Source organism: Streptomyces sp. NPDC057445 (assembly GCF_042802855.1).
In the GTDB taxonomy this organism is placed as follows: domain Bacteria; phylum Actinomycetota; class Actinomycetes; order Streptomycetales; family Streptomycetaceae; genus Streptomyces.
In genome coordinates, this window is sequence record NZ_JBHVDH010000016.1 from 22,489 (window position 1) to 44,279 (window position 21,791).

At 70.3% G+C, this 21,791-nt stretch carries 21 protein-coding genes; 7 read left to right on the forward strand and 14 right to left on the reverse strand.

The genetic code is table 11. The annotated features are described in order from the left end of the window. Positions 1-145: 145 nt before the first annotated feature. A complete protein-coding gene (fabI, locus tag ACFU5O_RS27000) occupies positions 146-913 on the reverse strand; it encodes an enoyl-ACP reductase FabI (RefSeq protein WP_384244504.1) in 768 nt (255 codons plus the stop codon). Between the two features lie 4 nt (positions 914-917). Then, a complete protein-coding gene (fabG, locus tag ACFU5O_RS27005) occupies positions 918-1,637 on the reverse strand; it encodes a 3-oxoacyl-[acyl-carrier-protein] reductase (protein WP_384244505.1) in 720 nt (239 codons plus the stop codon). A gap of 267 nt (positions 1,638-1,904) precedes the next feature. Here fabG and ACFU5O_RS27010 point away from each other — a divergent pair, with 267 nt between their 5' ends. Genes ACFU5O_RS27010 through tyrS form a run of 3 tightly spaced genes read left to right on the forward strand, consistent with a single transcriptional unit; the run spans position 1,905 to position 6,156 of the window. Further along, entirely contained in the window at positions 1,905-3,428 is a 1,524-nt protein-coding gene (locus ACFU5O_RS27010; protein WP_384244506.1) for a TldD/PmbA family protein, read from the forward strand. After that, on the forward strand, positions 3,425-4,825 hold the full coding sequence (locus ACFU5O_RS27015; RefSeq protein ID WP_384244508.1) for a metallopeptidase TldD-related protein: 1,401 nt from the start codon (positions 3,425-3,427) through the stop codon (positions 4,823-4,825). Before ACFU5O_RS27010 ends, ACFU5O_RS27015 begins: the two co-directional genes overlap by 4 nt. Positions 4,826-4,884: 59 nt before the next feature. Further along, entirely contained in the window at positions 4,885-6,156 is a 1,272-nt protein-coding gene (tyrS, locus tag ACFU5O_RS27020) for a tyrosine--tRNA ligase (RefSeq protein WP_384244509.1), read from the forward strand. A gap of 151 nt (positions 6,157-6,307) precedes the next feature. On the opposite strand, the gene ACFU5O_RS27025 is transcribed toward tyrS, so the two are convergent. After that, complete coding sequence (locus ACFU5O_RS27025) at positions 6,308-6,583, reverse strand: GlsB/YeaQ/YmgE family stress response membrane protein (protein WP_384244510.1); 276 nt, start codon at positions 6,581-6,583, stop codon at positions 6,308-6,310. Positions 6,584-6,800: 217 nt separating this feature from the next. Between ACFU5O_RS27025 and ACFU5O_RS27030 the strand changes: the two genes are divergently transcribed. Continuing rightward, the gene (locus ACFU5O_RS27030) at positions 6,801-7,145 is read left to right on the forward strand and encodes a DUF3099 domain-containing protein (protein ID WP_384244512.1); all 345 of its coding nucleotides are present in this window, start codon (positions 6,801-6,803) and stop codon (positions 7,143-7,145) included. Between the two features lie 192 nt (positions 7,146-7,337). Then, positions 7,338-7,598, forward strand: a complete 261-nt coding sequence (locus tag ACFU5O_RS27035) for a hypothetical protein (RefSeq protein WP_384244513.1) — start codon at positions 7,338-7,340, stop codon at positions 7,596-7,598. Here ACFU5O_RS27035 and moaA read toward each other — a convergent pair. The 3 genes from moaA to ACFU5O_RS27050 form a co-directional block, all read right to left on the reverse strand. Continuing rightward, positions 7,581-8,567, reverse strand: a complete 987-nt coding sequence (gene moaA / locus ACFU5O_RS27040; RefSeq protein ID WP_384244514.1) for a GTP 3',8-cyclase MoaA — start codon at positions 8,565-8,567, stop codon at positions 7,581-7,583. The two genes, ACFU5O_RS27035 and moaA, sit on opposite strands and share 18 nt — an antisense overlap. 161 nt (positions 8,568-8,728) lie before the next feature. Continuing rightward, positions 8,729-10,363 (reverse strand): cation acetate symporter, encoded by a 1,635-nt coding sequence (locus ACFU5O_RS27045; protein WP_384244515.1) that lies wholly within the window; start codon positions 10,361-10,363, stop codon positions 8,729-8,731. Next, positions 10,360-10,725 carry a DUF485 domain-containing protein gene (locus ACFU5O_RS27050; protein WP_384244517.1) on the reverse strand — a complete coding sequence of 122 codons (366 nt, stop codon included), beginning with the start codon at positions 10,723-10,725 and terminating at the stop codon, positions 10,360-10,362. Before ACFU5O_RS27050 ends, ACFU5O_RS27045 begins: the two co-directional genes overlap by 4 nt. Before the next feature lie 247 nt (positions 10,726-10,972). On the opposite strand from ACFU5O_RS27050, the gene ACFU5O_RS27055 reads away from it, so the two are divergent. Together ACFU5O_RS27055 and ACFU5O_RS27060 are read left to right on the forward strand one after the other, a co-directional pair. Continuing rightward, entirely contained in the window at positions 10,973-12,508 is a 1,536-nt protein-coding gene (locus tag ACFU5O_RS27055; protein WP_384244518.1) for a S8 family serine peptidase, read from the forward strand. A gap of 126 nt (positions 12,509-12,634) precedes the next feature. Next, the gene (locus ACFU5O_RS27060; protein WP_384244519.1) at positions 12,635-13,975 is read left to right on the forward strand and encodes a CoA transferase; all 1,341 of its coding nucleotides are present in this window, start codon (positions 12,635-12,637) and stop codon (positions 13,973-13,975) included. Here the strand turns inward: ACFU5O_RS27060 and ACFU5O_RS27065 are convergent. From ACFU5O_RS27065 to ACFU5O_RS27100, 8 genes are all read right to left on the reverse strand, one after another. Beyond that, entirely contained in the window at positions 13,965-15,008 is a 1,044-nt protein-coding gene (locus ACFU5O_RS27065) for a zinc-dependent alcohol dehydrogenase family protein (RefSeq protein WP_384244521.1), read from the reverse strand. The two genes, ACFU5O_RS27060 and ACFU5O_RS27065, sit on opposite strands and share 11 nt — an antisense overlap. Before the next feature lie 20 nt (positions 15,009-15,028). Next, positions 15,029-15,694 (reverse strand): lysoplasmalogenase, encoded by a 666-nt coding sequence (locus tag ACFU5O_RS27070; protein ID WP_384244522.1) that lies wholly within the window; start codon positions 15,692-15,694, stop codon positions 15,029-15,031. Next, on the reverse strand, positions 15,691-16,560 hold the full coding sequence (locus ACFU5O_RS27075; RefSeq protein ID WP_384244523.1) for a sterol desaturase family protein: 870 nt from the start codon (positions 16,558-16,560) through the stop codon (positions 15,691-15,693). Before ACFU5O_RS27075 ends, ACFU5O_RS27070 begins: the two co-directional genes overlap by 4 nt. Positions 16,561-16,768: 208 nt before the next feature. Further along, positions 16,769-17,479: a VIT family protein gene (locus ACFU5O_RS27080; RefSeq protein ID WP_384244524.1), complete on the reverse strand. Its 711-nt coding sequence runs from the start codon at positions 17,477-17,479 to the stop codon at positions 16,769-16,771. A 36-nt stretch (positions 17,480-17,515) separates the two neighbouring features. Beyond that, entirely contained in the window at positions 17,516-18,745 is a 1,230-nt protein-coding gene (locus ACFU5O_RS27085; RefSeq protein ID WP_384244526.1) for an amidohydrolase family protein, read from the reverse strand. After that, positions 18,742-20,037 carry an amidohydrolase family protein gene (locus ACFU5O_RS27090; RefSeq protein ID WP_384244527.1) on the reverse strand — a complete coding sequence of 432 codons (1,296 nt, stop codon included), beginning with the start codon at positions 20,035-20,037 and terminating at the stop codon, positions 18,742-18,744. Before ACFU5O_RS27090 ends, ACFU5O_RS27085 begins: the two co-directional genes overlap by 4 nt. Before the next feature lie 9 nt (positions 20,038-20,046). Next, positions 20,047-20,931, reverse strand: a complete 885-nt coding sequence (locus ACFU5O_RS27095) for an SDR family NAD(P)-dependent oxidoreductase (protein WP_384244529.1) — start codon at positions 20,929-20,931, stop codon at positions 20,047-20,049. Continuing rightward, positions 20,928-21,737, reverse strand: a complete 810-nt coding sequence (locus ACFU5O_RS27100) for an acetoacetate decarboxylase family protein (protein ID WP_384244530.1) — start codon at positions 21,735-21,737, stop codon at positions 20,928-20,930. Before ACFU5O_RS27100 ends, ACFU5O_RS27095 begins: the two co-directional genes overlap by 4 nt. Positions 21,738-21,791: the final 54 nt, after the last annotated feature.

Below are 21,791 nucleotides of genomic sequence, written 5' to 3' on the forward strand. Positions count from 1 at the left end.
GGGGCTCAGGCGCCCGTTCCGGTAGGCCGAACGGGCGACGCCCCGGCCCCCGCACACAGCGGGTGACCGGGGCGTCGTGGACGAACGGGTGATGCACGCTCATTCCGTTACGTTGCGTAACCGCACCGGGAGTTCCGAGAAGTCCTCAGGCACCCATAATGTGCACGCCGCCGTCGACGTGGACGATCTCACCGGTGGTCTTCGGGAACCAGTCCGAGAGGAGGGCGACGACTCCACGGCCGGTCGGCTCGGGGTCGGCCATGTCCCACTGCAGCGGCGAGCGCTCGTCCCAGACCCTCGCCAGCTCGGAGAAGCCCGGGATGGACTTGGCGGCCATCGAGCCGATCGGGCCGGCCGAGATCAGGTTGCAGCGGATGTTCTGCTTGCCCAGGTCACGGGCGAGGTAGCGGGACGTGGCCTCCAGCGCCGCCTTCGCCGGGCCCATCCAGTCGTACTGCGGCCAGGCGAACTGCGCGTCGAAGGTCAGACCGACCACCGAGCCGCCCTCCTGCATCAGCGGCAGGCAGGCCATGGTCAGCGACTTCAGCGAGAACGCCGACACGTGCATCGCGGTCGAGACGGACTCGAACGGCGTGTTCAGGAAGTTGCCGCCGAGCGCGTCCTGCGGCGCGAAGCCGATGGAGTGCACGATGCCGTCCAGGCTGCCCAGCTCCTCACGGACCAGGTCCGCGAGCCGGCCCAGGTGCTCGTCGTTGGTGACGTCGAGCTCGAGGACCTTGGTGGGCTTGGGAAGCTTCTTGGCGATCCGCTCGGTCAGGGTGGGCCGGGGGAAGGCAGTCAGGATGATCTCCGCACCCTGCTCCTGTGCCAGCTTCGCGGTGTGGAAGGCGATGGAGGACTCCATCAGCACACCGGTGATGAGGATGCGCTTGCCGGCGAGGATTCCGCTCATGTGATCAGTGACCCATGCCCAATCCGCCGTCAACCGGGATGACGGCTCCAGTGATGTACGAAGCGTCGTCGGAGGCGAGGAACTTCACCGTGGCGGCGATCTCCTCCGGCTGCGCGTAACGGCCGAGCGGCACCTGCGAGACGATGCCCGCGCGCTGCTCGTCGTTGAGCACCTTCGTCATGTCGGTGTCGACGAAGCCGGGCGCGACGACGTTGAAGGTGATGTTCCGCGAACCGAGTTCGCGGGCGAGGGACCGGGCGAACCCGACCAGGCCGGCCTTGGAGGCGGCGTAGTTGGCCTGCCCCGCCGAGCCGAGCAGACCGACCACCGAGGAGATCAGCACGACACGGCCCTTCTTGGCGCGCAGCATGCCGCGGTTGGCGCGCTTGACGACCCGGAAGGTGCCGGTGAGGTTGGTGTCGAGGACGGAGACGAAGTCCTCCTCGGACATCCGCATCAGGAGCTGGTCCTTGGTGACGCCGGCGTTGGCCACCAGCACCTCCACGGGACCGTGATTCTCCTCGATCTCCTTGTAGGCCTGCTCCACCTGCTCGGCGTCGGTGATGTCGCAGCGCACGGCAAGGCAGCCGAGCGCCGTCAGGGCCTGCGGCGGCTCACCCGACCGGTATGTGATCGCGACCTTGTCGCCGGACTCGGCGAAAGCGCGGGCGATGGCGAGGCCGATGCCCCGGTTTCCTCCGGTGACGAGAACCGAGCGGCTCAACGGATCACCCTTTCGATAGCGGTCTGGTACAGCAAAAACCTATCGTTCCCGCCCGTCCCAGGGAGAATCGACCACCGACAGTGGCGTCCTGTGTCTGCTGTGGGGACCCTACAGTCCGGGACTCCATGAGCCCGCGGGCGCGGGTTCGAACGCCGGTACCGTGCCCGTGCGGCCACAACCGCGCGAACGCCTTCGGAACTCTCCCCGCCGCGTGCTTGACTTCGCGTAGTGATCCGACCACGCACGCGTGAAAAGGAGAGGCCGCCTGTGGCCCATGACATCGATCAGACGTTTCTTGCGCTCCCGCTGCGGGCGCTCGCGGACGCCGCGCTCGCGCGGGCCCGGGCACTCGGCGCCGAGCATGCCGACTTCCGGCTGGAGCGGGTACGCAGCGCGGCATGGCGGCTGAGGGACGCCAAGCCGGCCGGTTCGTCCGACACCACCGACCTCGGGTACGCGGTGCGGGTCGTGCACGGCGGCGCGTGGGGGTTCGCGTCCGGGGTCGATCTCACCATGGACGGCGCCGCCCGGGTCGCGAGCCAGGCGGTGGCGATGGCGAAGCTGTCCGCACAGGTGATCGCGGCGGCCGGCTCGGACGAGCGGGTGGAGCTCGCCGGGGAGCCGGTGCACGCGGAGCGGACATGGGTCTCGTCGTACGAGATCGACCCGTTCACGGTCGCCGACGCGGAGAAGTCCGCGCTGCTCGCGGACTGGAGCTCACGGCTGCTCGGGGCGCAGGGTGTGGCCCATGTGGACGCCTCGCTGCTCACGGTCCACGAGAACAAGTTCTACGCGGACACGGCCGGGACGGTCACCACCCAGCAGCGGGTGCGGCTGCATCCGCAGCTCACCGCGGTCGCCGTGGACGAGACGACCGGCGAGTTCGACTCGATGCGCACGATCGCGCCACCGGTGGGCCGCGGCTGGGAGTATCTGACCGGCACCGGCTGGGACTGGGACACCGAGCTGGAGGAGATGCCGGAGCTCCTCGCCGAGAAGATGCGCGCGCCGAGCGTCGAGGCGGGGCGCTACGACCTCGTCGTGGACCCGTCCAACCTCTGGCTGACGATCCATGAGTCGATCGGCCACGCCACCGAGCTGGACCGGGCGCTGGGCTACGAGGCGGCGTACGCGGGCACGTCCTTCGCGACCTTCGACCAGTTGGGCAAGCTGAGGTACGGCTCGTCCGTGATGAATGTGACCGGCGACCGGACCGCCGAGCACGGGCTCGCCACGGTCGGGTTCGACGACGAGGGCGTCGAGGCGCAGAGCTGGGACCTGGTCAAGGACGGAACGCTCGTCGGCTACCAGCTGGACCGGCGCATCGCGAAGCTGACGGGCCTCGGCCGGTCCAACGGCTGCGCCTTCGCGGACTCCCCCGGGCATGTGCCGGTGCAGCGGATGGCGAACGTGTCCCTGCAGCCGGAGCCGGGCGGTCTGTCGACCGAGGATCTGATCGGCGGCGTGGAGCGCGGGATCCATGTGGTCGGCGACCGCTCGTGGTCGATCGACATGCAGCGCTACAACTTCCAGTTCACCGGGCAGCGGTTCTTCCGGATCGAGAACGGCCGACTGGCCGGTCAGCTGCGTGACGTCGCCTACCAGGCGACGACGACGGAATTCTGGGGCTCCATGGAGAAGGTGGGCGGCCCTCAGACCTACGTCCTGGGCGGCGCCTTCAACTGTGGCAAGGCTCAGCCGGGCCAGGTCGCGGCGGTCTCCCACGGCTGCCCGTCCGCGCTGTTCCGCGGAGTGAACATCCTCAACACGACTCAGGAGGCCGGCCGATGAGCCCCGTCAGCAAGCCGCACGAGATCGTCGAGCGCGCCCTCGAACTGTCCACCGCCGACGGCTGTGTGGTCATCGCCGACGAGCATTCGTCCGCCAACCTCCGCTGGGCCGGGAACGCGCTCACCACCAACGGCGTCACCCGGGGCCGCACACTCACCGTCGTCGCCACGGTCGACGGTGCGCAGGGCACGGCGTCCGGTGTGGTGTCGCGCTCGGCCGTGACCGCGGACGACCTGGAGCCGCTGGTGCGCGCCGCGGAAGCCGCGGCGCGGGCGGCCGGGCCGGCCGAGGACGCGCAGCCGCTGGTCGGCGGGGTGCCGGTGGCCGCAGGCTTCACGGACGCGCCGGCCGAGACCTCCTCGGCCGTCTTCGCGGACTTCGCCCCCGCGCTGGGCGAGGCGTTCGCCCGTGCCCGCTCCGGCGGGCGGGAGCTGTACGGCTTTGCCAACCACGAGCTGACCTCGACCTATCTCGGTACGTCGACGGGGGTACGGCTGCGCCACGACCAGCCCACCGGCACGCTGGAGCTCAACGCCAAGTCCCCCGACCGCACCCGGTCGGCCTGGGCGGGGCGTTCGACACGGGACTTCCGGGACCTCAAGGACATCGACCCTGCCGCGCTGGACGCGGAGCTGGCGAAGCGGCTGGGCTGGGCAGAACGGCGGATCGAGCTGCCCGCCGGGCGGTACGAGACGCTGCTTCCGCCGACCGCGGTCGCGGACCTGCTCATCTACCAGATGTGGTCGTCGACGGGCCGGGACGCGGCGGAGGGCCGTACGGTCTTCTCGAAGCCCGGGGGCGGCACCCGTATCGGCGAGACGCTTTCCGAGCTGCCGCTCACCCTGCGCAGCGACCCGCACGAGCCGGGGCTGGAGTCCGCGCCGTTCGTCATCGCGCACGCGTCCGGGGACGACGCCTCGGTCTTCGACAACGGTCTCCCGCTGTCGCCCACCGAGTGGGTACGTGACGGGAAGCTGGAACGGCTGGTCACCACCCGGCACAGTGCGGGTATGACCGGGCTGCCGGTCTCCCCCGGTATCGGCAACCTGATCCTGGACGGCGGCGGCGATGCGTCCCTGGAGGAGATGGTCGCCGGCACGGAACGCGGGCTGCTGCTCACCTGCCTCTGGTACATCCGCGAGGTCGATCCCGCGACGCTCCTGCTGACCGGGCTGACCAGGGACGGGGTCTACCTCGTCGAGAACGGCGAGGTCACCGGCGAGGTGAACAACTTCCGCTTCAACGAGTCGCCCGTCGATCTGCTGTCGCGGGCCGTCGAGGCGGGCCGGACGGAGCAGACGCTGCCGCGCGAGTGGAGCGACTGGTTCACCAGGGCGGCGATGCCCGCGCTGCGCATCCCCGACTTCAACATGAGCTCGGTGAGCAAGGGCGTATGAGCCAATAGACTGCTCAGGGCAACACCGCCCATCCCATTTGTGCGAGGAGAAAAAGAACCGTGACGGACATCGTCGACGAGCTGAAGTGGCGCGGGCTGTTCGCCCTGTCCACTGACGAGGACGCTTTGCGCAAGGCGCTCGCGGACGGTCCCGTCACCTTCTATTGCGGCTTCGATCCGACGGCGCCCAGCCTGCACGTGGGGCATCTGGTGCAGGCGCTCACCATGCGCCGGCTGCAGCAGGCGGGCCACCGCCCGCTGGCGCTGGTGGGCGGGGCGACGGGTCAGATCGGCGACCCGAAGCCGAACGCGGAGCGCACCCTGAACGATCCCGAGACCGTCGCTGCCTGGGTGGAGCGCGTACGCGCCCAGATCGAGCCGTTCCTCTCCTTCGAGGGCGAGAACGCCGCGGTCATGGTCAACAACCTGGACTGGACGGCGGGCATGTCCGCCATCGAGTTCCTGCGGGACATCGGCAAGCACTTCCGTGTCAACAAGATGCTGACCAAGGACTCGGTCGCCCGCCGGCTGGAGTCGGACCAGGGCATCAGCTACACCGAGTTCAGCTACCAGCTCCTGCAGGGCATGGACTTCCTGGAGCTGTACCGGCGCCACGGCTGCTCGCTGCAGCAGGGTGGCAGCGACCAGTGGGGCAACCTCACCGCAGGCCTCGACCTGATCCACCGTCTGGAGCCGCACGCCACCGTGCACGCCCTGGCCACGCCGCTGATGACCAAGGCGGACGGCACCAAGTTCGGCAAGACCGAGGGCGGGGCCATCTGGCTGGACCCGGAGATGACGACGCCGTACGCGTTCTACCAGTTCTGGCTGAACGTGGACGACCGGGACATCTCCACCTACCTGCGCATCCTCAGCTTCAAGAGCCGTGAGGAGCTCGAGGAGCTGGAGAAGCAGACGGAGGAGCGTCCGCAGGCGCGCGCCGCGCAGCGCGCGCTCGCCGAGGAGCTGACGACGCTGGTGCACGGCGCCGGCCAGTGCGCGGCGGTCATCGCCGCCTCCAAGGCGCTGTTCGGCCAGGGCGAGCTGGGAGAGCTGGACGAGGCGACGCTCGGCGCGGCGCTCTCGGAGCTGCCGCACGCGCGGGTGCCCGAGCTCGGCCCGGTCGCGGATCTCTTCGCCGAGGTCGGTCTGGTGGCGAGCAAGTCGGCCGCCCGTCGCACCATCAAGGAAGGCGGCGCCTATGTGAACAACGTGAAGGTGACCGCCGAGGACGCCGTGCCGTCGGCCGAGGATCTGCTGCACGGCCGATGGCTGGTGCTGCGGCGCGGCAAGAAGAACCTGGCGGCGGTCGAGGTCGGCGCCGCGGGCTGAGTCCGTGGGCCGTGCGGCGTCCCACGGCACGACAGCGAACGACAGCCAACGGCTGCGGCCGGGTGAGCTTCCCGCTCGCCCGGCCGCAGCCGTCTCGCCGTAACGGCGGTGTGACCGTGACGCCGCACCGCCGTACCGCCGTACGGATATGTCAGGCTCTCTGTTTCCTGCCGCGCAGCGACATGTAGGCCATGTCGCCGAGGCCGACGATGACAATGGCGGCCACGATCTGCAGGGCGTGCCTGCCCCAGTCGATACCGGGGGTCTCCCCGATCCCGAACGCGCCGGCGAGTGCGTTGCCGACGATCCCGCCGATGATGCCGAAGATCGTGACGAGCCAGAGGGGGCTGTGCTGCTTCCCCGGCAGAACCGCCTTGGCGAGCAGTCCCAGCACGAATCCGACAATGATCGCCCACAACCAGCCCATGGCTGCCTCCCGGTTCGGCTTGACGTGAGCCGTCACGGGACAGTCTCGGCCCATCCGTCATACGGCGCATGTCGGACAGCTCCGTACGTGTTCCAGCGGTAGGCGTATGCCCGGATAAGAGGGTGCCCCGGTCTCGATCGTGCCGCAGTCGCGGCGTACCGTGGGACGAGGATCGGACCGGGGAGAGTCCGGCACGACTGTCGGGCGGTGAAATGGCATGCGGAAGCACAGTACGACCGAGGTCTTCCGGATCACCGGGGCACGCAAGGGGCTCGCCGACGATGTGCGCGGCCGGCAGCGCCGCTATGTGATCTCCATGTCGGTACGGACCGTGTCGGTGATCCTGGCCGCGGTGCTCTGGGACGTCGAGCGGCACGTGGCCGTCGTGGCACTGGTGCTGGGTGCGGTGCTTCCGTACATCGCCGTGGTGATCGCCAACGCCGGACGCGAGAGCGCGCCCTCCCTGCCGTCCTCTTTCGTCGCACCGCCGGAGCGGCCGATGCTCGGGACGGGCGGAAACGCAGCGGAGGAGCAGACGGAACGGCCCGCGCATCAGAGCTGATTCAGGGCCGTCCACGAGGCTCAAGAAAACCTCAGATCAATCGTGAAGTTCCAGTGCACCGCGGCCCGTTCCGCGTGACATACTGCCTGTGCGCTCCGCATCCCCCGTCGGAGCGACGGACCGACGCCGGGCAGCTCCCCCCGTGGCTGCTCGGCGTCGCTTTGTTCCAGGCACCGTGGCAAGCGGGATGTCATGGACAATGATCGAGTGAGTGACGAGACCCCGATCTGTTCCGCCAAGGGCTGCCGTACCGCTGCCGTCTGGGTCCTTGCGTGGAACAACCCGAAGCTGCACACGCCCGAGCGGCGCAAGACCTGGCTCGCGTGCGAGGAGCACCGCGAGCATCTGTCCCAGTTCCTCGGACTGCGGGACTTCCTCAAGGAAGTCGTGGCGCTCGACGAGTGGGAGCGCCGCCCGGCCGCCGACGGCCGGGGCTCAGCCGCCGATGGCTGACATGGGGCGCTCGGGCTGAAGGAACGCCGGGTCGTCCAGACCGGATCCGGCTTTCTTGCCCCACATCGCGACCTTCCAGATCCTGGCGATCTCCTCGTCCGGCGCCCCGGAGCGCAGAGCGCCGCGCAGATCGGTCTCCTCCTGTGCGAAGAGGCAGGTGCGGATCTGGCCGTCGGCGGTGAGGCGGGTGCGGTCGCAGGCACCGCAGAAGGGGCGGGTGACGGAGGCGATGACCCCGACCCGGTGCGGCCCGCCGTCCACCAGCCAGCGCTCCGCGGGAGCGGCGCCCCGTTCCTCGGCCTCGGGGGTGAGGGAGAAGCGCGTGCGCAGCGACGTGAGAATGTCACCCGCTGTGATCATTCCGTCGCGCTTCCAGCCGTGCTGGGCGTCGAGCGGCATCTGCTCGATGAACCGCAGCTCGTAGTCGTGCTCGACGGCCCAGGCCAGCAGGTCGGGGGCCTCGTCGTCGTTGAGCCCCGGCATCAGGACGGTGTTGACCTTCACCGGGTTCAGTCCGGCCTCGCGGGCGGCCCGCAGTCCGTCCAGCACGTCGTGGTGGCGGTCACGCCGGGTGAGGGTCTTGAAGACGTCCGGGCGCAGTGTGTCGAGGGAGACGTTGACCCGGTCGAGACCGGCCGCCTTGAGCGCGGTCGCGGTGCGCGTCAGTCCTATGCCGTTGGTGGTCAGCGACATCTGCGGGCGCGCGGTCAGCGCCGCGCACCGCTCGACGATGCCGACGAGGCCGGGCCGCAGCAGCGGCTCCCCGCCGGTGAACCGGACCTCGGTGATGCCCAGGTCGGTGACGGCGACACGGATCAGCCGGACGATCTCGTCGTCGGTGAGCAGATCGGGCTTGGCGAGCCACTGCAGGCCCTCTTCCGGCATGCAGTACGCGCACCGCAGATTGCACCGGTCCGTGAGCGAAACCCTCAGGTCAGTGGCCACACGGCCGTAAGTGTCGATGAGCACTGCGGGCCCCCTCCCCGGCGTCCGGAACTCGTACACGACTACGACATCGAGCGTACGCGACACCTCCGACAACCACAGGTGCCGTTTGCCACGACGAACGGCGCTGCCGCGTCGTAGGACTCTACGACGCGGCAGCGGTCGGGCGTATGACGGATTCCTCCTCAGTGGGCGCCGACTCCTGTGAGGGACTTGACCTCGAGTTCGGCGTACTTGGCCTTGTCCGGCTCCTCCTTGGAGAGGAGGGAGCCGAGCCAGCCGAGCAGGAAGCCCAGCGGGATGGAGACGATGCCGGGGTTCTCCAGCGGGAACCAGGCGAAGTCCGCAGAGGGGAACATCGACGAGGGCTTGCCCGAGACGACCGGCGAGAAGAGCACGAGCACCACGGAGGAGAGCAGGCCACCGTAGATGGACCAGAGGGCGCCCGGGGTGGTGAACCTCTTCCAGAAGAGGCTGTAGAGGATCGTCGGCAGGTTGGCGGAGGCGGCGACCGCGAAGGCGAGCGCCACCAGGCCCGCCACGTTCAGGTCGCGGGCCATCGCGCCGAGCGCGATGGAGACGATGCCGATGAGGACGGTCGCCCAGCGCGCCGCGCGGACCTCTTCCTTGTCTGTGGCCTGTCCCCTTCGGATGACGTTGGCGTAGATGTCGTGCGCGAAGGACGACGAGGACGCCAGGGTGAGTCCGGCCACGACCGCGAGGATGGTGGCGAACGCGACCGCGGAGATCACGGCGAGCAGGATCGCGCCGCCGGCGGAGTCGGCGCCTCCGATGTGCAGGGCGAGCAGCGGAGCCGCGGTGTTGCCCGCCTTGTTGGACTGGGTGATCTCCCCGGGGCCGACCAGGGCCGCCGCGCCGAAGCCGAGCGCGATCGTCATCAGGTAGAAGGCGCCGATGATGCCGATGGCCCAGATGACGGACTTACGGGCGGCCCTGGCGGTCGGCACGGTGTAGAAGCGGATCAGGATGTGCGGCAGGCCTGCGGTGCCGAGGACGAGGGCGATGCCGAGCGAGATGAAGTCCAGCTTGGAGGTGCCGGTGGCGCCGTACTTGAGGCCGGGCTCCAGGAAGGCGGCGCCCTTGCCGCTCTTCTCGGCGGCCGTGCCGAGCAGGTCGGAGACGTTGAAGTTGAACTTCAGCAGCACCATGAAGGTGATGAGCAGGGTGCCCGCGATGAGCAGGACGGCCTTGACCATCTGCACCCAGGTGGTGCCCTTCATTCCGCCGATGGTGACGTAGAGGATCATCAGTACGCCGACGAGACCGACGATCCCGACCTTCCCTGCGTCGCTGGTGATGCCGAGCAGCAGCGAGACGAGCACACCCGCCCCCGCCATCTGGGCGAGCAGATAGAAGATCGAGACGACGATGGTGGACGTTCCGGCCGCGGTTCGGACCGGGCGCTGGCGCATGCGGTACGCGAGGACGTCACCCATGGTGTACCGGCCGGAGTTGCGCAGCGGTTCCGCGACGAGCAGCAGGGCGACCAGCCAGGCGACCAGGAAGCCGATGGAGTAGAGGAAGCCGTCGTAGCCGAAGAGGGCGATGGCGCCGGCGATGCCCAGGAAGGACGCCGCCGACATGTAGTCGCCCGAGATGGCCAGGCCGTTCTGGAAACCGGTGAACTGGCGGCCGCCCGCGTAGAAGTCGGCCGCGTCCTTGGTCTGCCGGCCCGCCCAGACGGTGATGCAGAGCGTGGCGAGGACGAACGCCGCGAAGAGGGAGATGATCAGCGGCCGGTGCTCGCTCGTGGCACTCGATGCCGCCAGCTGGGCAGTGCCGAAGGTGATGCCGTTCATGCGTCGCCCTCCATGCGGGACTTGATCGCGTCCGCCTTGGGGTCGAGCTTGTCGGCCGCGTGCCGTGCGTAGAACCAGGCGATCAGGAAGGTGGTGGCGAACTGGGCGAGCCCGAGGACGAGCGCCACATTGATGTTGCCGAAGACCTTGGTGCCCATGAAGCCGCCCGCGTAGTTGGACAGCAGGACGTACAGCAGGTACCAGGCGATGAAGGCGACGGTCAGAGGGAAGGCGAAGGAGCGGTACGAGCGGCGCAGTTCGCCGAATTCCGCACTCTCCTGCACATCGGCGAACTTCTCCGTCGTGAGCTGTGCGGGACTGGTGTCCGTGCCGCCGGGGGGCGGCGGTGCTTCGGTAGCCACGGAATCTCCTCGTGACGCGGGTGCGGTAGTCATGGACAAGGGGGCCCTGGGTGTCGGGACGGATGTGCTCTTCCCCTGACAACGGCACGGGAGGGACGACGAAGCGGTTCACTTGCGGTCACTTCTCGTCAGGGTTTTCCTTCGCAAGTCGTTGATGTACCCCGATGATCGGGATAACTTCACTCGTCATGTACCCGCCCATTCGCAACAGGGGTGTCTGGGCGGACACGGATGATGTGGAGAACCCATGGCTCATCTGGGATCCAGACGAACGCGCGCAATAGCTCTGCCCGCGGGTCTGGCGCTCACGGCCTCGCTCGGTTTCCTGCCCGCGGGTGCGGCCTCGGCCGTGACCGCCGACGGATCGGCCGCTGCCACCGTCACGGCCGACGGCCCGAAGCTGTCGTACGTCGTCAACACGAACGGTGGCCGCTCCACGGCCAAGTCGGTCAAGCGGGCCATCGAGAAGGCCGGCGGCACGGTGGTGATCGCCTACGACCAGGTCGGCGTCATCGTCGTCCACTCGCAGAACCCGGACTTCGCCCGGCAGATCCGCACGGTCAAGGGCGTCACCTCGGCGGGCGCCACCCGCACCAATCCGATCGCCCCGCAGACCGACACCGCGATCGGCGTGGAGCAGCCGCTCGGCGCCTCGGAGGCGGTAGCGGCGGCGGCGAAGGCCACGGACGAGCAGGACCCGTTCGAGCCGCTGCAGTGGGACCTGCCCGCCATCAAGGCGGACAAGGCCCACCAGAAGACGCTGGGCAGCAAGAAGGTGACGGTCGGCGTCATCGACACGGGTGTCGACGACACCCACCCGGACCTCGCGCCCAACTTCGATGTCGCGGCGTCGGCCAACTGTGTGTCCGGCAAGCCGGACACCACCGCCGGTTCGTGGCGGCCGGCCCCGGGCGAGAGCGACCATGGCACCCATGTGGCGGGCACCATCGCCGCCGCGAAGAACGGCATCGGCGTCACCGGTGTCGCCCCCGGCGTGAAGGTGTCGGGCATCAAGGTCGCCAACCCGGACGGCTTCTTCTACACCGAGTCGGTCGTCTGCGGGTTCGTCTGGGCCGCGGAGCACGGTGTCGATGTCACCAACAACAGCTACTACACGGACCCGTGGCTGTTCGCGTGCAAGAACGACGAGGACCAGAAGGCCCTGCTCGAGTCCGTCACCCGGGCCGCGAAGTACGCGGAGCGCAAGGGCGCGGTGAACGTCGCCGCGGCCGGCAACTCCCGGATGGACCTGGCGGCGAACGAGCTCACCGACACCACCAGCCCCAATGACACCACGCCGGTGACGCGCGTCATCAACCCGCGCGAGTGCTTCGACTACCCGACCATGCTGCCGGGTGTCGTGACGGTCTCCGCGACGGGCGCCAAGGGTCTGAAGTCGTCGTACTCGAACTACGGCAAGGGCGTCGTCGACATCTCCGCGCCGGGCGGCGACTCGACGATCTACCAGGCACCGGACGCCCCGGCCACCAACGGGCTCATCCTGTCCACGGTGATGAACGGCGGATACGGCTACAAGGCCGGTACGTCGATGGCGTCCCCGCATGTCGCGGGTGTCGCGGCGCTCATCAAGTCGACCCACCCGCGCGCCTCGGCGGCCGAGGTCAAGGCACTGCTGTACGCGCAGGCCGACGACACGGCGTGCGGGGAGCCGTACGACATCAACGGCGACGGCACCGTCGACGCCGTGTGCGAGGGCGGCAAGAACAAGAACGGCTTCTACGGAACCGGGCTTGCGGACGCGCTGGACGCGGTGCGTCGCTGACGGCAGTCGGACCGGCTGAGGGAAGTCGGACCGGCTGAGCAGTCGGACCCAGGGGCCCGGGCGTGAGGAATCACGCCCGGGCCCTTTCCGTACCCATGAGGTGGCACGGAGTGCCATAGTGCAGGGATGGCCGACTCTGCTTCGCACGGAACCGAACAGCTGTGGGCGGCTCTCGGTGGTGACCCCGCACTGACCGCCCGCGTCTCCTACGGTGGCCCGCCGGGGCTGCTCGCGGCCCGGCTTCCCGTCATGGAACTGGCCCGCGCCACGGTCGCGGTGTGCTCGCTCGCGGCGGCGGAGCATGCCGCGGGCCGCACCGGAGGCGAGACCCCCGCCGTCCGGGTCGACGACGGCGCGGTCGCCACGGCGTTCGTCAGCGAGCGGCATCTCCTGGTGGACGGGAGGGCCCCGGTGACGTTCGCCCCGCTGTCGCGGTTCTGGCGGACGTCCGACGGCTGGGTGCGTACGCACGCCAACTACCCGCACCACCGTGCCGCGCTGTCGGCCGCCCTGGGCACGGACGAGGACGGTGTGGAGGCCGCGATCGCCGAGCGGCGTTCACGGGAAGTCGAGGACGCGGTGTACGCGGCCGGGGGCCTGGCGGTCGCCCTGCGCACCCCGGAGGAATGGGCGGCCCACCCGCAGGGGGCCGCGGCGGCCCGGCAGCCGCTGCTCACCCGGGAGCGGCTCGACGACGCGGCTCCGCGGCGCACCCCGGGCGGCCCGCTGCGGGTGCTGGACCTGACCCGGGTCATCGCGGGCCCGGTCGCCACCCGGACCCTCGCGCTGCTCGGCGCCGATGTGCTGCGCATCGACCCGCCGCGGCTGCCGGAGCTCCCGGACCAGCACGCCGACACCGGCTTCGGCAAGCGGTCCGCGACGCTGGACCTGGACAGCCCCTCGGACCGGCGGACCTTCGACGAGCTCCTCGACGGCGCGGATGTGCTGGTCACCGGCTACCGCCCGGGGGCGCTCGACCACTACCGCCCGACCCGTCCGGGTCTCGTCGTCGCACAGCTCTCGGCGTGGGGCGACGAGGGGCCCTGGGGCGGCAGGCGCGGATTCGACAGTCTCGTCCAGGCGGCGAGCGGGATCGCGGTGGTCGAGGGCTCGGCGGAGCGTCCGGGCGCGCTGCCGGCCCAGGCTCTCGACCACGGCTCCGGCTATCTGCTGGCGGCGGCCGTGCTCCGGTCGCTGACCGAGCAGCGGACCGAGGGCGGCACACGTCTGGTGCGCCTGGCACTGGCCCGCACCGCCCGCTTCCTGACCCACGGGCTGTCCCCGCAGGCCGACGGCGCGGACGGCACAGGGACGTACGATCCCGGCCACTGGCTGGCCACGACAGGGAGTCCGCTCGGCGAGCTGCGCCATGCGCTGCCGCCGGTGGCCTACGAGGGAAGCCCGGCGGACTGGTCCCGTCCGCCGGGCGCATGGGGATCTGACACCCCGGAGTGGATCAAGGCTTGACGAGCACCTTCAGCGCGGTGCGCTCGTCCATGGCCTGGTAGCCGCCCGGGACACCCTCGAGGCCGACGGTCAGATCGAAGACCGGGGACGGGTCGACGGTGCCGTCCAGGACGTCCGGCAGCAGCTCCGGGATGTACGCGCGGACCGGCGCGACACCGCCGCGCAGCGCGATGTTGCGGTCGAACATGAGGTCGAGGTCGAGGCCGGTGCCGCTGCCGTGGGGGACGCCGACGTAGCCGATGGCGCCACCGTCGCGGGTGATCCCGACGGCGGTACGCATCGACTGCTCGGTGCCGACGGCCTCGATGACGGCCCGTGCACCCTGACCTCCGGTCAGCTCGCGCACGGCCGCGACGGCCTCGTCACCGCGCGCCGCGACGACGTCCGTGGCACCGAAGGTGCGGGCGATGTCGGTGCGCACCTGGTGACGGCCGAGCGCGATGATCCGCTCGGCGCCGAGCCGCTTCGCGGCGAGGACCCCGCACAGGCCGACGGCGCCGTCACCGACGACGGCGACGGTGCTGCCCTTGGTGACACCCGCGCCCACGGCCGCGTGGTGTCCGGTGCCGAGGACGTCGGAGAGTGCGAGGAGCGCGGTGAGCAGATGGTCGTCGGAGGCCGCGGCGGCGGGGAGCTTGACGAGGGTGCCGTCGGCGAAGGGCACGCGTACGGCCTCGCCCTGGCCTCCGTCATGGCCGACCGAACCCCAGAACCCGCCCTGCGGGCAGGATGTCTGCAGCCCCTCTGCGCAGTACTCACAGGTGCCGTCGGACCAGACGAACGGGGCGACCACGAGGTCGCCGGGCACGAAGCCGTTCACCTCTGCGCCGGTGTCCTCGACAACGCCCAGGAACTCATGGCCGATGCGCTGGCCGGGCTGCCGGGCCGACTCACCGCGGTAGGCCCACAGGTCGCTGCCGCAGATGCAGGCCCGCAGAACCCGTACCACGACGTCGGTCGGCTGCTGGAGCCCCGGGTCCGGCACATCCTCCACGCGCATGTCGAACGGGGCGTGGATGGTGGTGGCACGCATGACGGACGGATCCTCGCTTCTCAGACTGCGGTACGCGCTTCACCGTACGCCCGGCCCCGCGCGGGCGTACAACCGAGTGCGCCCATGGCTCCCGTCGTCAGCAGATACTGCGCTGCCGCATAGGTGAGCATGATCCAGAAGTCGGCCGCTGGAAGCCGCGGCCACCCGGCGAGACCGGTCGCGATGAGCGTGTCGGAGAGCAGGAACAGCGCTCCCCCGGCCGCGGCGGTCCGCCCGAGCGCAGCCGACCGGTACGCCATGGCGGTCAGCAGCAGCGAGTACCCGGCGACGGGGACGCGCAGCCCGTCGGGCAGGTCGGCCCGGAGCAGTCCGACGGCACAGACGAGGACGGCCGCGTAGAGGACGGCCGCCGCCGGGTTCGTACGCCTCCGCCCGAAGAGCACGAGGTAGCAGATGTGCCCGGCGGCGAAGGACCCCATTCCGAGGAGGAACGCCCAGTCGGCACCGGAAAGCAGGAACACGTCCCCGCCCCAGCCGAGCAGCAGCGCCGCGATCAGCGTCCTGGGCGCGCCCCGGGTCACCGCGTACGCCGCGAGCAGCGGCATGAGCAGCGGCTTGGCGATCAGATGACCGGTGTCCCAGCCGGCGAGGAGCGAAAGGAGGTCGGCCGCCACGGCCACCCGGAAGGTTCCGAGCAGTTGGCGGGAGAAGCCTTCCCGGCTCATGCGGCATTCTCCGGCCCGGAGGCGGCAGCGCCCTGGAGGGGCTGCCACCCCGGCCCCCGGAACACCCGCCCGGTCCGCTCGCGCCAGTTGCGCGCCGCGCGCAGGTCCCGGGCGATGGCGACGTACTCGTGGGTGGCGACGCGCAGCGGGTTGTACGTCTCGATGTTCTTGGTGAGCCCGTACACCGGCCGCTCCGTCTCCGCGGAGAACGAACGGAAGAGCCTGTCCCAGACGATCAGGATCCCGCCGAAGTTCCGGTCGAGGTATCCGCCCTGTGAGGCGTGGTGGACCCGGTGGTGGGAGGGGGTGTTGAGCACGTACTCGAAGGGCCGCGGCAGCTTGTCGATCCGCTCGGTGTGGATCCAGAACTGGTAGACGAGGTTCGCCGAGTAGCAGAACGCGAGCGCGGCCGGGTGGACTCCGCAGGCGATCAGGGGCAGATAGAACGGCCAGGTGGTGAATCCGGTCCAGGGCTGGCGCAGCGCGGTGCTGAGGTTGAACTTCCGGCTGGAGTGGTGGACGACATGGCTGGCCCACAGGATGCGGATGACGTGATGGCCGCGGTGGGACCAGTAGTAGAAGAAGTCCTGGGCCAGCAGCATCAGCGGGACCGTCCACCACAGGACGGGTACGCGCAGGGGCGTGAGCTCGTACACCGCCGTGTAGACCGCCACGACAGGGATCTTCCAGATGAAGTCGAAGAAGAGACTGCCGAGCCCCATGGTGATGCTGGTGGTGGCGTCCCTGGACTCGTAGCCGGCGGCGTCCCCGTCCGGATGGAGCCGGTAGCTGACCATCTCCAGGACGGTCAGCAGGACGAAGGCCGGTATCGACCACAGCACGACATCGGGCAGGTTGGGCGGCATGCGAGGACCGTAGAGGCGGGTGTGCGGGCGCGGCTAGATGTCGTTACCGACAAGTATGCGAGACGCGCTGTCAGCGAGCTTTGGTGGAATCCACCAACTCAGGCCGAGTGGACCGCCGTACGAGTGGACCGCCGTACGAGTGGACCGCCGTACGCTGCTGTGGCTCTCGGAGTGCACGGGACCGGACGGAGCGCCTCAAGCGCACCCGCTAGGCCCCCGCCGCCCCCAGCAACGACCCCGCCGCATACGTCACCCCCATCGCCAGCGCTCCCCCACCCACGTTCCGCAGCATCGCCCGCCCCACCGGCGCCGAGCCCAGGCGGGCGCTCCACCAGCCGGTGAAGGCCAGCGCGGCCAGGACCGACAGGACGGTCACGTACAGGCGGACGTCCGCCGGCGGGAGCACGATCGCCAGCAGCGGCAGCAGCGCGCCCGTCGTGAAGGCGAGGAAGCTCGCGCCCGCCGCCTGCCAGGGGCTGGTGAGCCGGTCGGGGTCGATGCCGAGCTCGACCCGGGCATGGGCGCGAAACGCGTCGCGCTCCGTGAGCTGGACCGCGGCCTCGCGGGCGACGTCGTGGGAGAGGCCGCGCTCGGCCAGCAGGTCGGTCAGCTCGTCGAGTTCGGCCTCCGGCTGTTCGCGCAGTTCGCGTCTTTCGAGTGCCAGCGCGGCCTTCTCCGAGTCGCGCTGGGTGGAGACCGAGACGTACTCGCCGGCCGCCATGGACATGGAGCCGGCGAGCAGACCGGCGAGACCGGCCGTCAGCAGCGCCGCGCCGTCGTCGGTCGCACCCGCGACGCCGACGACGAGACCCGCCGTGGAGACGATGCCGTCGTTGGCGCCGAGGACGGCGGCGCGCAGCCAGTTGAGGCGGTTGCCCAGGGAGTCGTCGTGGGGCTCGTCGTGCGTCGGTTCGCTCACGCGGGGAGGGTCTCATCCCTCCCCGCGCGGCAACGGTCACCACACGCGTACCGACCCGCCCGGGGCGAAGGCGGGGCTTGTGGCATCGGCGGGAACCTCCTTCAGGGGTTCGGCGATCTCCTCGACCGTCGGGCCGTGGACAGCGGCGAGCGTGTCGAGAAAGGTGAGGTCGAAGCCGTACACCCGTGCCGCGTTCCCCCCTGCCATCGCGGCGATCTCTGCCCGGGGCAGGCCCGCGTAGGCGATGCGGAGGCCTTCGCGGGAGTAAGGCGCCGTGCCCTCGTCGTGCGGGTAGTCGCTGCCCCACATGATCTTGTCGAGGCCGATCCGGTCGCGCAGCGGCACCTCGTGCGGGCGCATGAAGCTCGCGCCGACGAAGCAGTTGTCGCGCCAGACCTCGCTGGGGCCCTTTCCCATGGAGCCGGCCAGTCCCGCGCCGAACTTGGACTCCGCGGTGGCTGCCCGGGAGGCCGCGGCGACGAGCCGCCCGTGGTAGTAGTCCAGCATCTCCACGACGGCCGGGATCCAGCCCGAACCCTGTTCCGTGAGGACCAGCTTCAGCCCGGGATGACGGCGGAAGGCACCGCCGAAGATCAGGTGCCAGAGGGCCCGGTGCGAGAACCATGTCGTCTCCACCATGAAGACGGCCCGGGCGGCCGGTTCGTCACCGAGCGGCGGGGAGGCCGAGCCGCCGTGGTGGTTCACGGGTACGTCCAGTTCCTCGCAGACCGCCCACAGCGGGTCGTACACCGCCGAGTACAGCTCGGGGACTCCGGAGCCGGGCGGGGCGCCCGGCAGCAGGACGCCGCCGGTGAGACCTGCCTCCTTGCTGCGGCGGACCTCCGCGACGGCCTCGTCCACGTCGTTCAGCAGGATCTGTGCGACGCCCGCCCGGCGGCCCGGGACGAGGGAGCAGAAGTCGGCGAGCCAGCGGTTGTGGGCGCGCAGTCCGGCCCACCGCCGCTCATACTCCGCGGGGGCGGGCGCCGGGGCCATCAGTGACGCGGAGGGGAAGAAGGGCGGGATGGTGTTGGGGAAGACGACCTCTGCGACGATGCCGTCGGCCTCGAGCTCGGCGACCCTGCGGTCCGAGTTCCAGTTGCGGTCCGCGGTGTCGGCGAGGAGGTCCTCGTACGGGTTGACGTAGGTGGCCGCCCACGCGTCGAAGTCGTCGTGGTACCGCTTCTCCAGGTACGGCCTGTAGTCGGGGAGGTCGGCGCCCGCGTGGCAGTCGGCGGAGATGACCGTGTAGCGGTCCTCGGTCACGGGGACACCCCCAGCGACGGGAAGTCGTGGTCGGTCAGCCAGTGGCGGCCCACCTCCCGCGACCTCGCCCACGACGCCTCGACGGCGGCCTGGTCGTCGGGCTGGCCCAGCTCGGCCGGGGTCGGGCCGATGCGGCGGGCGACGGTGGCGAGCTTGCCGGTGTCGAAGCCGAAGACCTCCGCGGCTGCCAGGCCCAGGATGCGGCGGGTCTCCGCCACGGGGATGTCGTGGAAGGTGTTCCTGAGCCACGTGCGCGTGTCGGGCCAGGTGCCCTCGGGGTGCGGGAAGTCGCTGCCCCAGAGGATGTTGTCGACGCCGATCTCGTACCGCTGGGCGAGTTCGCGCCTCTTGGTGTTGGTGGCGCAGATGAAGACCTGCCGGTCCAGGTACTCGCTCGGCGGCCGCTTCAGCTCGGCGAACGGGGAGAGCTTCTTGCCGCCGTGGGCGCCGAGGTAGAGCCGGTCCATGAACCAGAGGAGGTTGGGCAGCCACCAGCAGCCGGATTCGGCGACGCCGAACCTCAGTCCGGGGTGGCGCTCGAAGACCCCGGACCAGAGCAGGAACCACAGCGGCCTGGCCGGCCACCAGGTGACCTCGGAGACGTAGATGCCGAGGTGGTCGCCGTACTCGTGGCGGGGTGCGGCGCCGGAATGGGTGACCAGCGGCATGGCGGTCTCGGCCGCCGCCGCCCAGACGGGGTCGTAACGCCGGTCGTGGTACGGGGCCTTGTCCACCCACATCGAGGGGATCATCAGCGCACCGAGCCCGGACTCCCTGGAGCGGTGGATCTCGGCGACGACACGGTCCACGTCCCCGGTGACGGGAAGCAGGGCAACTCCGCAGTGCCGTTCGGGATTCCGCGACACGAACTCCGCCAGCCAGCGGTTGTGCGCCTGGGCGCCCGCCATGCCGAGGTCGGGGTCCTGGTCACCGGAGAGCCCGAGGCCGACGCCGAAGGGCGCGGCGGTGGAGCTGTCGACGGCGTCCGCGTCGGGGAACACGACCTCGGCGGCCACCCCGTCCCCGTCGAGTTCCTTGAGCCGCTGGGCGGCGTCCCAGCCACCGCGCAGCCCTTCCTCGTTGTCGCTGAACCACTTGTTCGCGAAGGACTCGTTGCGTACGCCGAGACGGGTCATCTCCTCGCGGCGGCGCTCCCGTCCCGCGAGGAAGTCGTCGAAGTCCCGGTGGAAGCGGGAGTCGAGGTAGGGCCGGTACCGCTCGGTGGGCAGTCCGGCATGGCAGTCGGAGGAGATGATCAGGTACGGGTCGTCCGGGGTGTGCGGGTCCGACATCACGGCTCCCTAATCCAGTGGAAAACTCTCCAGGTACGACGGGTTGGCGCGGTCGAGCATCGACTGTGAACGCGCCCGGATCTGGCGGTCGCTGTGCTCGCCGGCCGGGAGCATCCAGAAGCGGTCGGCCCTGATGCCGTCCACGACGTGCGCGGCGACCTCCTCGACGGGGGTGAACATCACCTCGTGCCCGGCGGCCTTCATCGCCGCCTCCCACTGGCCGAGGGTCCGGTACGGGGTCCTGCGCGGCCGTTCCTTGGCGTAGCGCGCGGGCCTGTTGCGGTGCGACTCCCACAGGCCGGTGCGGAGCATGTGCGGGCCGGGGAAGAGCACGGAGGCTCCGACGGGGACGCCTTCCGCACTCAGATGGGCGTACAGGGACTCGGTCATCGTCACGACGGCCGCCTTGGTGACGGCGTACACGGACGCGGTGGGCAGCGGGGCGATTCCGCCGTCACCGGACGATGTGTTGACGACATGGCCGGGCCCACCGCCCGCGATCATCCGCGGGACGAAGGCCTGGATGCCGTGGAAGACGCCCCACACGTTCACCGCGAAGGCCCATTTCCAGTCGTTCGGCTCGTGCTCCCACATCCGGCCCTCCGCGCCCGAGCCGACCCCCGCGTTGTTGCACAGGACATGGACGGCGCCGAAGGTGCCGTACGCGTCGTCGGCCAGGTTCCGTACGGAGTCCCGGTCCGAGACGTCGACGACCCGGGCGAGGACCTCGGCACCGCCCGCGGCGAGTTCGTCCGCGGCCTTGTGCAGGGGCCCCTCCTCGACGTCCGCGAGGACGACCTTCAGTCCCTCCGCGGCGAACCTCCGCGCCAGGGCCAGTCCGACACCGCTCGCCGCGCCGGTGACGACAGCGACCTGTCCCTCCGCGAGCCTCACCGGACGCTCCGTTCCGGGGGGCCGTCGAGGATCTGCTGCGGGTCGTCGTAGCGCTGGTGGACGTACGGCAGAAGGGCCCGGGCGCTGACCCGCTCGACCACGCGCCCCTTCTGGCTGGTGGTCTTCTCACCGACGGTGAGCTCCACGAGCCCCCGTACGGGCAGGTCGGCGACCGGGTCGTACATCGACTCGCGCAGCACGACATCGCCCGTGAGCTGCTCCAGTTTCCGGACCTTCTCCCGGCGTACGCAGTGGACGAGGACCGGGTCCGTGTCGAAGCCGGAACCGGAACCGTCCACCGCCGGAAGGAACTTGAAGTAGAAGTCCACCTTCTCGGCAGGCTCCGGCAGCGGCAGAGGGCCGGACACCGCGCTCCGGATCTCCACGAAGGCGATCCCGTGCCGGGCGAGGGAGGCCCGCACGACCGGACCGTCGCGCTCGACGGTCACCTCCCCCAGCTTCTTCGGCTCACCGAACACCTCCCGGCCGCCGATGAGGGCCCGCTCGCCGGTCATCGGCATGACGAGCGGATACCAGCCCTGCTGGTCGCCGTGGGCGGCGGCGACGGCGACCGAGCCCGCGCCGAGGGGTTGATGGCCCGGTAGGTCGACCTTGCTGACTGCGGCCCGTACGAGGGGGCGTTCTGTGGGTTTGAGCGGTGGCGGCAGAACGGCCGCGACCACGTCCGGATCGGTCTCCCAGACCGCCACGACACCCGTGGACCAGATGTCGGGGAGCCTGGCGCCCGCCGCACGAGCGGCCGCGATCTCGGCCTCGGAGCGCGCGCCGTACCGTACGCGTGCCATGTCGTACCACCCTTCGTCGTTCGTCGTCGGGGTCGGTCCTGTAACACAGTTACA